Annotated in this window: 10 protein-coding genes; 9 read left to right on the top strand and 1 reads right to left on the bottom strand. The window is 29.3% G+C overall.

The features are described from left to right. Window positions 1-245 precede the first annotated feature (245 nt). Window positions 246-1,988 carry an HD domain-containing phosphohydrolase gene (locus D2A34_RS01410; RefSeq protein WP_182629288.1) on the top strand — a complete coding sequence of 581 codons (1,743 nt, stop codon included), beginning with the start codon at window positions 246-248 and terminating at the stop codon, window positions 1,986-1,988. Window positions 1,989-2,144: 156 nt separating this feature from the next. On the opposite strand, the gene D2A34_RS01405 is transcribed toward D2A34_RS01410, so the two are convergent. Next, the gene (locus tag D2A34_RS01405) at window positions 2,145-2,906 is read right to left on the bottom strand and encodes a MerR family transcriptional regulator (RefSeq protein ID WP_119365484.1); all 762 of its coding nucleotides are present in this window, start codon (window positions 2,904-2,906) and stop codon (window positions 2,145-2,147) included. Window positions 2,907-3,102: 196 nt separating this feature from the next. On the opposite strand from D2A34_RS01405, the gene D2A34_RS01400 reads away from it, so the two are divergent. The 8 genes from D2A34_RS01400 (at window position 3,103) to D2A34_RS01365 (ending at window position 13,898) form a co-directional block, all read left to right on the top strand. Then, entirely contained in the window at window positions 3,103-4,815 is a 1,713-nt protein-coding gene (locus D2A34_RS01400) for a methyl-accepting chemotaxis protein (protein ID WP_119365483.1), read from the top strand. Window positions 4,816-4,959: 144 nt separating this feature from the next. Next, on the top strand, window positions 4,960-6,894 hold the full coding sequence (gene htpG, locus D2A34_RS01395; protein WP_119365482.1) for a molecular chaperone HtpG: 1,935 nt from the start codon (window positions 4,960-4,962) through the stop codon (window positions 6,892-6,894). Between the two features lie 530 nt (window positions 6,895-7,424). Continuing rightward, on the top strand, window positions 7,425-7,562 hold the full coding sequence (scfA, locus tag D2A34_RS01390; RefSeq protein ID WP_009172015.1) for a six-cysteine ranthipeptide SCIFF: 138 nt from the start codon (window positions 7,425-7,427) through the stop codon (window positions 7,560-7,562). A gap of 218 nt (window positions 7,563-7,780) precedes the next feature. Continuing rightward, window positions 7,781-9,142, top strand: a complete 1,362-nt coding sequence (gene scfB, locus D2A34_RS01385) for a thioether cross-link-forming SCIFF peptide maturase (protein ID WP_079440210.1) — start codon at window positions 7,781-7,783, stop codon at window positions 9,140-9,142. A 527-nt stretch (window positions 9,143-9,669) separates the two neighbouring features. Beyond that, window positions 9,670-10,911, top strand: coding sequence for a M16 family metallopeptidase (locus D2A34_RS01380; protein WP_119365481.1), 1,242 nt, complete (start codon window positions 9,670-9,672; stop codon window positions 10,909-10,911). A gap of 13 nt (window positions 10,912-10,924) precedes the next feature. Then, window positions 10,925-11,947 carry a threonine aldolase family protein gene (locus D2A34_RS01375; RefSeq protein ID WP_079440212.1) on the top strand — a complete coding sequence of 341 codons (1,023 nt, stop codon included), beginning with the start codon at window positions 10,925-10,927 and terminating at the stop codon, window positions 11,945-11,947. A gap of 92 nt (window positions 11,948-12,039) precedes the next feature. After that, the gene (locus tag D2A34_RS01370; RefSeq protein WP_243128201.1) at window positions 12,040-13,494 is read left to right on the top strand and encodes an aminotransferase class I/II-fold pyridoxal phosphate-dependent enzyme; all 1,455 of its coding nucleotides are present in this window, start codon (window positions 12,040-12,042) and stop codon (window positions 13,492-13,494) included. Between the two features lie 104 nt (window positions 13,495-13,598). Beyond that, window positions 13,599-13,898, top strand: a complete 300-nt coding sequence (locus D2A34_RS01365; RefSeq protein WP_079440214.1) for an ATP-dependent Clp protease adaptor ClpS — start codon at window positions 13,599-13,601, stop codon at window positions 13,896-13,898. Window positions 13,899-13,900: the final 2 nt, after the last annotated feature.

Here is a 13,900-nt window from a genome sequence, read left to right as displayed (position 1 = left end):
GATAAATTCATTCAATTTTAAAGATCTTATTATATTTAGTAATAATAAACAACAGTCCAATTTATATAATATTATGTAAATTGGGCTGTTGTTCGTATTAAAATTTATAAATTATGAGCGTAAAAGGAATATAATTGAAAATGTTTTTACTAATTATGTAAAACGGACAAAAACATTATGTTTATATTAATATTTTTAAGGTATAATGGAAGAGTAATAATAAAAATAGGAGAATAAAAATATTTATGTTGATTAAAAATAAAATTTTATCGCGTTTATTGAAGAATAATTATTCCTTAAAGTGTGAAAATATTAAAATATGCTCAATATATGCATTAATTAGTTTGGTATGGGCTTTTTGTTCGAATTCAATCATTAAGCTAATCATAAATGACCAAGATAATGTATTAAAATTTAGCATCTATAAAGATTTTTTATTTGTGATTTTAACTACAAGTGTTCTTTATATATTAATAAATAGGGGGTTAAAAAAGATACATAGTACAAAGCAACAGTTTAGAAATAGCTATAAAGAGTTAGAAGTATATGTTCAACAATTGAGTGATTATGAAGATGAATTGAAAATTCAATATGAAAAAATACGCGAAGATGAATTAAAAATAAAGGAAATCGGAGAAAAAAGTAAAGCAATTATTGAAGCTATACCAGATGTTTTATTTACTTTTGACGTGAACGGTGTTTTTATAGATACCGAAGCTAAGGATGAGGATATATTGATGATGCCAAAGGAAAAGTTTATGGGTAAGACAATATCAGAAGTTATGCCTAAAGAGATTGCCGAATTAGCTTATGAGAAATTAAATTTAGTTTTTGAAACAGGTGAGCTACATAGTTTTGAGTACAAGCTATTAGATAGTTATTGTGAGATTAGAATGGTTAAAAGTGGAGAAAACCATGTTTTAGCGGTATTAAGAGATATTACTATTAGAAAGAAATTAGAAGAGCGACTAGAATATTTGTCCTATAATGATCAACTAACGGGATTATATAATAGAAGATTTTATGATGAGGAATTAAAACGTTTAGATGTAAAAGAAAATTATCCTTTAACTATTGTGTTAGGTGATGTGAATGGGCTGAAGTTGATTAATGATTCATTTGGGCATGTGGTAGGTGATGAGCTGATTAAAAAATCAGCACAAATAATAAAAAATGGATGCAGATCCCAAGATGTTGTTATTAGACTTGGTGGAGATGAATTTATTATTTTAATGCCTAAAACAGATACTTATGAAGCTGAGAAAATTATTAAAAATATTAACAATCTAGCTAAAAAAGAAGAAATACAAAATCTAGATATATCCATTTCTTTTGGTTATGAAACCAAATGTCATGAAGAGGAAATGATCCAAGAAATATTCATAAAAGCTGAAGATTACATGTATAAGAGAAAACTTTTTGAAAGTTCAAATATGAGAGGAAAAACAATTGATACAATAATAAATACTCTAAATGAGAAGAATAAGAGGGAAGAAGAACATTCTGTTAGAGTCTCTGAGTTGTGTGAACTTATGGGAAAGAATATTGGATTGCCTGAAAGAAAAATTCAAGAATTAGAGAATGCTGGATTGTTACATGATATAGGTAAAATAGCAATAGAAGAAAGTATTCTTAATAAGCCAGGCATGCTTACAGAGGACGAGTATAATGAAATCAAACGTCACCCTGAAATAGGATATAGGATATTAAGTACGGTAAATGAAATGTCAGAAATTGCGAAGTATGTGCTTTCTCATCATGAAATGTGGAACGGAAAAGGGTATCCGAAAGGTATTAAAGGTTTGGATATACCTATTGAATCAAGAATTATAGCTATAGTAGATGCATTTGATGCTATGACTAGTGAGCGATCTTATCGGAAAGCATTATCAGAAGAATTTGCTATAGCAGAATTAAGAAGAAATTCAGGAATTCAATTTGATCCTGAATTAGTAAATGTGTTTATTGAAAAAGTATTGACTCAGTAAAAAAATTGCATAGTTAACAAGTTAAGAAGATTGTAATAACAATTATTAAAATATAGATCATTGTATAGTAATTTCTTTAGGCTGTCGACAAAGTCGACAGCCATTAATTAGATTTTGAATAATATTGCCACTGATATATTTGCGTGTATAAACTTATTATTTCATTCCAGTGTATATAAAAATAGCATCCCTTAGAAAGGCAGAAAGACCAGGTTGATATTTATCATAATAGGCAGTAAATCTTTCATCATCTACATACATTTGAGCAAGACCTGCATGGGCTTCCTTTGAGTATTCACTCCAAGAATAAGTTAACCATTGGCGATGTAAATCTGCAGCCTTTTGGGCAAGTTCGCTGGAGGGGTCATTAGTTGCGAAAGCATCTTTTAAGGTATCTATAACTTTAGCTCCCAATTGTTCCAATTCTTCATATTGTTCTTTACTCATATTTTTGAATTTTTTATTTGATTCATTCACTGCATTATCACCATATTTAGATCTTATTTCTTTACCATACTTTTTTTCATTTTTATCTATCATATTTTGTTTAAATCCCTCAAATTTTTCTTTATCACTCATTATAATACTCCCCTCAGTTGAAGCTATTGTTTTATCAACATTAGCTATTAATATATCTAGTTGTTGTCTTTTCGCAAGAAGCTTTTCACGATGCTCTTTTAGTGCATTGCTATTATTAAAGGAAGGTGATAATAATATTTTTTTGATACTATCTAAATCAACACCCAATTCCTTGTAAAATAATATTTGCTGCAATCTATTTACTTCTTTTTGACTATAAATTCGATATCCAGATGAATTAATTCTTGCCGGCTTAAGAATTTCTATTTCATCATAATATCTAATGGTACGAGTACTGATACCTGTTAATTTGCTTAGTTTCTGCACTGTGTATTCCATGTGATTACCTCCTTACAAGATTACTTTACACCTTTACGTAGCGTTAATGTCAATGATATTTTTATAAATTTAAAAAGAAGTTTTTAGAGGCTTTGGAATTTAATATAATAAAGAAATAATGTATGCACTAATAGTTAAAATGTGTTATTATATTGATATTGAGTATCAATTAATAAAAAAGAAAGTGGTGAAAATCATGAAATGGTTTAATGATTTAAAAATAAGAACTAGGCTAATGCTTAGCTTTGGGATAGTAGCACTATTTATAGCTGTTGTTGGAGGATTAGCTGTATTCAATATAAATAAAGTGAGTTCAAATTCTAACATATTATATGAAGAGGGAGTTAAAGAATTAGAAGCCCTTCAGCAATTTAATTCAAATACTTTACATACAAGAATTGAAATTCTGAATCTTATAAATAACGGAGATATATCTAAAATTGAAGAAGCTAAATCTAAAATAAGTGATTTTAGAAAACAAAATGATGAAATACTCAAAAGTTATGATCGAGCTGTTTTAAATGATAATGAAAAGCAAATTTACAACGACATAAAAAAAGAGTTAACTCAATATAGAAGTGAGTCTGATAAGATAATAAAATTGGTATCTGAGCAAAATTATGATGAGGCAACTAAGCTAAGTAATGAGAGTGCAAAAACAAGAGAAAATCTGACAAATAGTATTGATAAGTTAGTAGAACATGTTGAAACAAACGCAAATGAAATAAATACCTCGAATGATAATATAAAAAGTAAATTCATTAAATATATGTTTATGGATATTTTTTTAGGCTTTGCTATAGCAATAATTCTAGGAGTTTTTGTAACTACAATTACTACTAATAGGCTGAAAAAAGTTTTAGAATACGCAAAGTTTTTAGAAAATGGGGATTTAACTCATAAAATAAATATTAACTCTAAGGATGAAATTGGAATATTGGCAAAAGCTTTAGATAACGCAAATGATAACTTAAGAAATTTGATAGGAGAAATAATAAAAGGTGCAAATATGATAAATTCTTCTGGGGAAGAATTATCAGCCACAACACAAGAAGTTTCAGCTAAAATGGAAGAAATAAATGAAGCAACTCAACAGATTTCAAATGGAGCTCAAGATTTAAGCACAGCTACAGAAGAAGTAAGTGCGTCGGCTGAAGAAATTGGAGCAACTACAAGTGAAATTGCTAATAGAGCTAATGATGCAGCTACTTCAGTGAATGAAATTAAAAAACGTTCGCTACAAATAAAAGAAAAAGCAACAGAAAATATAGGAGAAGGAAATAGAATTTATGAGGAAAAGAAATTAAATATACTTAAAGCAATTGAAGATGGAAGAATCGTAAATAAAGTGAAATCAATGGCAGAAGCTATAGGGGATATAGCATCACAGACCAATCTTCTTGCACTTAATGCTGCAATAGAGGCTGCAAGGGCTGGTGAAAATGGAAAAGGCTTTGCAGTAGTGGCAGATGAGGTGAGAAATCTTGCAGAGGAGTCTTCGCAAGCGGTTTTGAGTATACAAGAAATGGTATTACAAGTACAGTCAGCTTTTGAAAATTTATCTCAGAGTGGAGAAGATATACTTAATTATATTGGACAACATGTAAAGCCAAGTTATGAATTGCTAATGAATACAGGAATTCAATACGAAAAAGACGCAGAATTTGTTGATAATATAACAAAGGAATTTGCATATTCTTCTAAACAGATAAATGAAGTTATAGATCAGATAAATAATGCAATACAAAGTGTATCAACAACAGCAGCAGAAGCTGAAACAGGTTCGGAGGATGTATTAAATAGCATTGGCAAAATAAATGAAGCTGTTAATGATATAGCTAAATCTGCACATAGCCAAGCTGAACTTTCAGAAAGACTTAATGATATGGTACAAAAGTTTAAATTATAATAATGATTATATATCGAATTTAGTAGTTTGAACTTATTAGAGTATTATATTGGAAGTGGACTATATTCAGAAATAAGAAGAATTTGACAATAAATAATCTTTGCATTAAAATATTTTTTAGAAAAAATAACAGGAGGTAATATTATGATTAAAGAAAATGGTAACATATCAATTGACACAGAAAACATATTTCCTATTATTAAGAAATGGCTATACTCTGATAAAGACATATTCATCAGAGAAGTTATAAGCAATGCATGTGATGCGATTAGTAAATTTCAAAGGTTAGTTTCTCTAGGAGAAGCAACAATAAACGGAGACGAGCAATATAAAGTTGTTGTATCAATAAATAAAGAAAAGAAGACTCTTAAATTCAGTGATAATGGTATTGGAATGACTGAGGAAGAGGTTAAGAAGTATATCAATCAAGTTGCGTTTTCAGGTGCAACCGACTTTATGGAAAAATATAAAGATAAGATGGATGAAGGTAAAGATATAATTGGTCACTTTGGACTTGGATTTTATTCAACTTTTATGGTAGCTACTAAGGTGGAAATTAATACTTTATCCTTTAGAGAAGGGGCAGAAGCAGTAAAATGGGAATGCTCTGGTGGTACCGAATATGAGATTGGATCTTCTGATGAAAGAACAACAAGAGGTACAACAGTAACATTATATATTGATGATGAAAGTACAGAGTTTTTAGAAGAGTATAAGGTTAGAGAAATAATAAAGAAATATTGTTCGTTCTTACCTACAGAAATATATTTAGAAGATGAAAATAAACCAAAAGAAGAACCTAAATATGAAACTAAGAAAAATGAAGATGGAACTGAATATCAAGAACTAGTAGAGCCAGAAGCAGAAAAACCTTTAAATGATACACATCCTTTATGGGTTAAAGCACCTAAGGATTGTACTGACGAGGAATATAAGGATTTCTATAGAAAAGTATTTATGGATTTTAATGAGCCGTTATTTTGGATTCATTTAAATGTAGATTATCCATTTAATTTAAAAGGAATATTATATTTTCCTAAATTAACTCATGAATTTGAAGCGACAGAAGGTCAAGTTAAGTTATACAATAACCAAGTCTTTGTTGCGGATAATATTAAAGAAGTAATACCTGAATTCTTGTTATTATTAAAAGGTACTATTGATTGTCCAGATTTACCTTTAAATGTATCAAGAAGTTTCCTTCAAAATGATAAGGAAGTTTCAAAAATTTCTAATCATATAGTTAAAAAGGTAGCTGATAAATTAGTCAATTTATTTAAAAATAATAGAGAAGAATTTAATAAGTTCTGGCCAGATATACAAATATTTATTAAATATGGATGCTTAAGAGATCCGAAATTCTATGATAAGATTAAAGAAATAGTAATCTTTAAGAATTTAAAGGGTGAATTCGTAACATTAAAGGATTATCTTGAAGCTAATAAAGAAAAGCATGAAAATAAAGTATTTTATGCTAATGACGAAAAGCAACAATCTCAATATATAAAGATGTTTAAAGATTATGATTTAGATGCTGTTATATTAGATTGTTCACTAGATGATCACTTTATTTCATTCTTAGAGATGCATGAGTCAGGCGTTAAGTTTAATAGAATAGATTCAGATATTTCAGATACATTAGGAAGTAAAAATGATGAAAATGATGAAACTGTAAAAGCGCTAAATAAAGAAATAGAAGATTTGTTTAAGGATTCACTTGGAGACAAAATAAAGAATTTATCTATTAAAGGATTAAAAAATGAAGAGACTCCAGCACTTATTTTAGTTTCAGAAGAGTCAAGAAGAATGGCTCAAATGAGTAAAATGTACGCAAAATCAGGAATGAGCTTCCCAGGTATGTTTGATGAAGAAAAGACTTTAGTTGTAAATAATAAGAATGCAATTATTAAAAAACTTTTAGAAGTTTATAAAGATGAAACTAAGAAAGAAGATGTTAAATTTATTTGTGAACACATTTTAGATTTAGCTAAGATTGCAAATAAAGAATTAGATGCTGCTGAAATGGATGAATTCATAAAGAGAAATAACATGCTTTTAACTAAAGTTGTTGCACTATAAAGTTATTGTGAAGCACTTAAAGTGAAGCGAGAACAAACGAAATAGAATACATATATGTTCCTCAGGACTATGAAAAATCTCGCTGGGAATATCTAAATTAAAAGTTGCACCACTTCTGCATGCTCCTGTGACAGGCACAGGACAAGCAAAAGCGGAACAACTTCCCATCAAGATATTCTAGCAGCTTATTTTTCAATGCCTGACTCCACATATATGTATTCTATTTCTTTGTTTTGCTATCACTATAATTATTTCACATATACATACCAAAGAATATATAAGTATTGTATTATAAATATATAAACTGTATGAAAAGTCTTGAATATCCATTCATTAAAGGTATTGTAACCATATATATAAATACTTTTAGGTGATAAACAATACCTTTATATTGTTTATCTACGTAGTGGAAGAAGTAGTAAGTTTTTGGGAATTTAATTCTTAATTTGAATTGCATATCTACATTGTAAATTGTTAGCTGTAATGTTATAATACTTAAGGATATCTTTTAAATGGAGGAGTTTTTATTTATGAAACATATAAAAACAATAAACAAACCAAATATTAAGAATAGTTTATGTAAGCCAGGATGCAAAGAATGTGCAAACTCATGTCAATCAGCTTGTAAGACATCTTGTACAGTTGCAAACTTAGAATGTGAAAACTAAATTTAGGCATATGAAATAAAATAATAGACCAAAGATGTAACGTATATTTCGTGCTAGACAAGGAAGTAAAGTTTGCTCATAGTGAGCTTATTAGCAAACTTTACTGACGCAGTATGACACGAAATATACAGGCATACTGGTCTATTATTTTCTTGATAGTGCCTCAGGCAGTAACTATATAGTTACTGCTTACTTTATATGTTTAGGAGGAAATCGATTTGTCTTTAATACATAAATTTAAGCAAGGTGAAAACTATTTTGTTTTAGATGTAAATACAGGTGCAGTGCATGTTGTTGATGAAATGGTTTATGATATATTAGATGATAATAAATTAGGAAATAAGAAGGAAATTTTAGATAAGCTGAACAGTAAGTATAACGAAGAAGAACTTTCAGAAGCTTATGATGAAATTCAAGAATTAGCGGAGGAAGGTATTCTTTATTCAGAAGACCAATATGAAGAAATAGCACATAGTTCTATGGATGATAGAGATTATATAAAAGCTATTTGTTTAAATGTAATTCATGGATGTAACTTAAGATGCAAATATTGTTTTGCAGATGAGGGTGAATATCATGGACACGGTGGTGTCATGAGTGCTGATACGGCGAAAAAAGCAATTGATTATGTTATTAAAAGAAGCGGCCCAAGAAAAAACATAGAAATTGATTTGTTTGGTGGAGAGCCAACTCTAATAATGGATACCATAAAGGAAATAATTCAATACGCAAGAGACAATGAAGAAAAGTGGAAGAAGAATGTTAGATTTACTATGACTACAAACGCTACTCTTCTAACTCCAGAAATGATGGATTTTATGGACAAGGAAATGGGGAATATTATATTATCATTAGATGGAAGACAGGATGTTAATGATAATGTTAGAATTAAGGCTGATGGTAGCGGCTCATATAATGATATAATTCCTAATATCAAAGAAATGATCAAAAGAAGAACTAAGGGCAAAACTTATTATGTAAGAGGTACTTTTACAAGACAAAATACTGATTTTTATGAAGATGTAATGGCTATGGTAAATGAAGGGTTCAGAGAATTATCGATAGAGCCAGTTGTTTTAGAAAATGGTCATCCGCTTGCACTTAGAGAGGAAGATATAGATACAATTTTTGATAATTATGATAAATTGTATGAAGAAATGGCAAGAAGAAAAAGAGAAAGCAAAGATGAATTTAAGTTTTACCATTTTAATATAGATCTTCAAGGCGGCCCATGTGTTTATAAGAGAATTTCAGGATGTGGTGCGGGATTTGAATATGTGGCTATAACTCCTCAAGGTGAGGTATACCCATGTCATCAATTTGTTGGAAAAGAAGAATTTAAATTAGGAAGTATCTATGATGATACATACAATACCGATTTAGCTAAGAAATTCAAGACAGCTCATATATATAACAAGCCTAAGTGTAGAGATTGTTGGGCTAAATTCTATTGTAGTGGCGGCTGCCAAGCAAATAACTTTAATTTCAACGGGGATATGAATATTCCATATGAAATTGGATGTAAAATGCAAAAGAAGAGAATTGAATGTGCAATCGCACTAAAAGCTGAGGAAAATTAATTTATATAACACGTAGACTAAGCGTATGTAAACCGAAATCAGATACATTGTTCTTCCATAGGACTAATGAAAATTTCGTTGTAAGTTTCTAAATGGCAGGTTGCACCCATCTTTGCTTGCTCCGAATATTCATTCGGACAAGCAAAGATGGAACAACCTGCCATTAAGAAACTTAATTAACTTATTTTCATATGCCTATTTCAGAAAAATGTATCTGATTTCTAGGTGGATGTACGCTTAAGTTTGTATAGATGTAATATGAATTTTAATCAGATAAATATTTAAGATCATCATATATTAAAATAGAAAATTCATTTATCAGTTAATAAATATACAAATATAGATTGAAAATTTAGTTGAGTGTTTTTTGCGCGTAAGTATTATGGAAATTATGTTGAAAATTCATGATGTAAAAATAGAAAATACTAATTTTATATTTTATAATCATATTTAGTGTATGATAAATGAAATAGTTATTTTATTAAAGCATGTTACTATCAATTGAAATATGCAAGGAGAAATATTGATTGGAAGAGTATATTTTTGAGAATAATTTAAAGTTGATATATAAGAATACAGATTCTGAACTTACATCAATTTGTATATCCTTAAATGCAGGTGCTGGAGTTGAGACAGAGAAATATGGGATTGCTCATGCAACTGAACATATGGTATACAAGGGAACTAAAAATAGAACTGAAAAAGATATTAATGAAGAATTAAGCAATCTTTTTGGATTTAATAATGCAATGACTAATTACCCTTATGTAATATATTATGGAACTTTGCTAAAAGATGATTTAGAAAAAGGTGTAGAACTATTAAGTGATATAATTTGTAATCCTAGCTTTAATGAAAACGGATTTAGAGAAGAAATGGATGTAATTAAAGAAGAGCTTGACGAATGGGACGAAGAATTAGAACAATATTGCGAGGATAAGTTGTTTTTTAATTGTTTTAGGGATAGAAGAATAAAGTATCCTATTATAGGCACAAAGGTTAGTCTGGAAAATATAACAATGGAGGATATAAAGAAGTTTTATAATAAATATTATTTCCCGGAAAATACATCTATTGTTATTATATCATCAAAGGCATTTGAGCAAGTTAAAGATATTATATGTAGTTATTTCGGAAATTGGGAGAAGTCTTGTTATCAAAAAATAAATAACGAAGAAGTGAATACTGAAAGTATTGAATATGAAAAGCCAAAAGTGCAGATATTTAACAATAAAAGAACTGGCATAAAGTCGTGTAAAATTGAGATGCTATGTCCTATAGATGGTTTAAGTAACAAAGAAATTAAATGTCTGAGAATTTTTAATCAATATTTTGGAGATGGTGTTAATTCAATTCTTTATGATACTTTAAGAACTCAAAATGGATTAATATATGATGTGATTACTAAAATTGCACATGAAAGTTATATAAAGCTATATAAAATTACTTTTAGCACTTCAAAGGAGAATGTAAGTAAATCAATATCTTTAATCAAGGAGTGCATAAGGAATTTAAAATTGCTGAAATTAGGCGTCAATACGGATGAATTAGGAAAGCTGATTAAAAACTTTAAATTAAAAAGGTTATTTAGAGAAGAACAAAGTATAGTTTTAGCAAAGGAACTAGCAACTTATAATTCAATGTTTGGAAATTATAAAATATACACTGATGAGGTTGAAGAATTAGAAAAGTTAACTGTTAATGATATTTTTGAAGTAGGTACAAAAGTATTAGAAAAGCTGACAATACAAATAATTGAGACGGAATAGATGGAGGTAAGATATGTATAGTTTTAAAAATGATTATAGTGAAGGTGCACACGAAAGAATATTAAATGCATTAATTAAAACAAACTACGAGCAAACAGATGGATATAGCACAGATGAATACACAGAAAATGCTAAAGCATTATTAAAAAAGAAAATGTGCAGAGAAGATGCAGATATTCACTTGTTAGTAGGTGGAACACAAGTGAATCTTACTGCGATATCAGCTTTTTTAAGACCACATCAAGCAGCGATAGGAGCTGATACAAGTCATATTAACTGTCACGAAACTGGAGCAATTGAGGCAACTGGACATAAAGTTATTACAACAAAAACTGATGATGGAAAGCTTACTAAGGAATTAATTCAAAGAGTATTAGATTCTCATGAAAGTGAACATATGGTTCAACCTAAATTAGTGTATATATCAAATTCTACAGAATTAGGAACATTATATACAAAATCAGAGTTAGTTGAGTTACATAGATGCTGCACAGAAAATAACTTATTATTATTCTTAGATGGTGCACGTCTTGGATCTGCTCTTGTATCTGAAGAAAATGATTTGACTTTAGAAGATATAGCTAATTTAACTGATGCTTTTTATATTGGGGGAACAAAAAATGGTGCTCTTTTTGGAGAAGCACTTGTAATTTGTAACGATGCATTAAAAGAAGATTTTAGATACTACATAAAACAAAAAGGTGGATTACTTGCAAAAGGAAGACTACTTGGAATACAATTTGAAGAACTATTTAAAGATGATTTATATTTTGAGCTTGCAAGGCATGCTAATGAAATGGCTATTCTTTTAAAAAATGCTTTAAGAGAAAAAGGATATAAATTTTTAACTAATTCGAGTACAAATCAACAGTTCCCTATTTTACCTAATAATGTTGTTAAAATGATAAGTGAGAAGTACTCATTTAATATTGAGAGAATAATTGATGAGGATACTACTGCAATTAGATTAGTTACATCTTGGGCAACAAAAAAAGAAAATGTAATAGAATTTATAGAATACTTAAAATGTATTTAGTGTTTGTTTAAATAAGGATATTATATAGAAAGCTTTGTATCATTTTAGCGGTGATATGAGGCTTTTTAAGAATTTGGATGGGAGGGAAAGTTTTGAAAATACCACTGTTGGAGCAATTGCTAAAATACCATGATGAAAAAAATATGCCACTTTCTATGCCAGGAAATAAATCAGGTGCAGGTTTTTTAAACGATGAGCTAGGAGAACAATTTGTAGGCAGATTAGGTTTTTTAGATATAACTGAGGTAGAACCTTTAGATAATTTACACTATCCAGAAGGAGTAATAAAAGAAGCGCAAGAATTATTAGCGAAAACCTATGGAGTGAAAAAGGCCTATTTCTTAGTAAATGGAAGCTCGTCAGGGAATATGGCAGCCATGTTCTCGGCATTTGATGAGGGGGATGAAGTTCTAGTTGAAAGGAATTGTCATAAGTCAATTTATAACGGGTTAATTATGAGGAAGTTAAAGGTTATATATATTGAGCCGGTTATAGATGAAAAAAATGGTGTGTTTTTACCTCCAGACAAGGAGAATATTTATAAGGCGCTATATAAATGCTTAAATCCTAAGGGTATAATTTTGACTTATCCTAATTATTTTGGAATTACCTATGATATTGATGAGATTGTAATAGATTTAAAATTAAAAGGAATGAAAGTTGTTATAGACTGTGCCCATGGAGCACATTTTGGTATAAATGACAGGTTGCCTAAGTCTATTGCTAAGCTAGTAGATTATACAATTTTAAGCGCCCATAAAACCTTGCCAGCTTTGACCCAAGGGGCATATCTTTTGGCAAATGAGGAAAATGAGCAATTAGAATTTTATTTGAAGGCTTTTACAACAACATCACCTTCGTATTTAATTATGGCATCCTTAGATTATGCTAGACATTATCTAGATAATTATGGTGAAAGAGAATATGAGGAGTTAATAAATAATGCTGAAAGATGGAAAGAAAAAATAAATAAATTAAATAAAGTACATATATTAAGCAAAAATGATTTAAATAGAGAGCATAGATATAAAATGATAAAAAAAGTTGAAGATCACTCCAAAGAATATGATATTGATTTGACTCGATATATATTAATTCTTCCTCAGGGATATAGCGGACATAAGCTCTTTGAATATTTAAGAAAAGAAAAGATACAAGCAGAAATGAGTTTTTCTAGAGGCGTTGTTTTAATTTTGTCTCCATTTAATAATGAAGAAGATTTTAAAACAATATATGGTAGTATTTTAAGGTTAGAGCTAAATGATATTTGTGGAGAAAGTGAATCAAAGTATTCATCTGAAATTCCAGAAAAAGTTTTGGAGCCATATCAGGTATTCAAGTTAAGTGGTGAATGGATAGAAATTGAAAAATGCGAGAATTGTATTGCCAAAGAAGCTATTATTCCATATCCACCTGGAATACCATTAGTGTGCTCTGGTGAAAGAATATCTGCAAGCTCCATAAAAATAATAAAAGAATACATCATCAATAAGAAAACAATAATAGGAATCAAAAACGGAAAGACTCAGATTGTCAACTTGAAATAAAGAAAATTTATTATGTTGATATGGATTTTTATATTGTGTTAAAATATATCTATTTAGAATAATATATATTGTGATGCGATGAAGGAGGGATTGGAGATTATATTATGGAGACAAATGTTGTAACCAAACAAAAAGATAAGGTTAAAGTCAAGAAACCTAAAAATTATAAAGTTGTTATGTACAATGATGATTATACTACAATGGAGTTTGTTATTAATATATTAGTAAGTGTGTTTAATAAAAAGTTAATAGAGGCTGAGAAGATAATGCTGGATGTACATGAAAAAGGCAGGGGGGTAGCCGGAATATATAGCTATGATATTGCAATAACGAAGGTTGGAACTGCAATGTCTATGGCTAAGGAACAAGGCTTTCCATTTAAGCTTACTGTGGAGGAGGCGTAAAA

The sequence above is a fragment of the Clostridium chromiireducens genome, assembly GCF_003575225.1.
GTDB classification, from domain to species: Bacteria; Bacillota; Clostridia; order Clostridiales; family Clostridiaceae; genus Clostridium; species Clostridium chromiireducens.
Note: the sequence above shows the minus strand (reverse complement) of the source record. Positions and strands in the feature narration are given on the sequence as shown.

Bases quoted from the DNA above. Each gene is read 5' to 3' on its own strand.
- D2A34_RS01410 (WP_182629288.1), top strand. From the start codon at position 246: ATGTTGATTAAAAATAAAATTTTATCGCGTTTATTGAAGAATAATTAT.
- D2A34_RS01400 (WP_119365483.1), top strand. From the start codon at position 3,103: ATGAAATGGTTTAATGATTTAAAAATAAGAACTAGGCTAATGCTTAGC.
- htpG (WP_119365482.1), top strand. From the start codon at position 4,960: ATGATTAAAGAAAATGGTAACATATCAATTGACACAGAAAACATATTT.
- D2A34_RS01405 (WP_119365484.1), bottom strand. From the start codon at position 2,906: ATGGAATACACAGTGCAGAAACTAAGCAAATTAACAGGTATCAGTACT.
- D2A34_RS01365 (WP_079440214.1), top strand. From the start codon at position 13,599: ATGGAGACAAATGTTGTAACCAAACAAAAAGATAAGGTTAAAGTCAAG.
- scfA (WP_009172015.1), top strand. From the start codon at position 7,425: ATGAAACATATAAAAACAATAAACAAACCAAATATTAAGAATAGTTTA.
- D2A34_RS01375 (WP_079440212.1), top strand. From the start codon at position 10,925: ATGTATAGTTTTAAAAATGATTATAGTGAAGGTGCACACGAAAGAATA.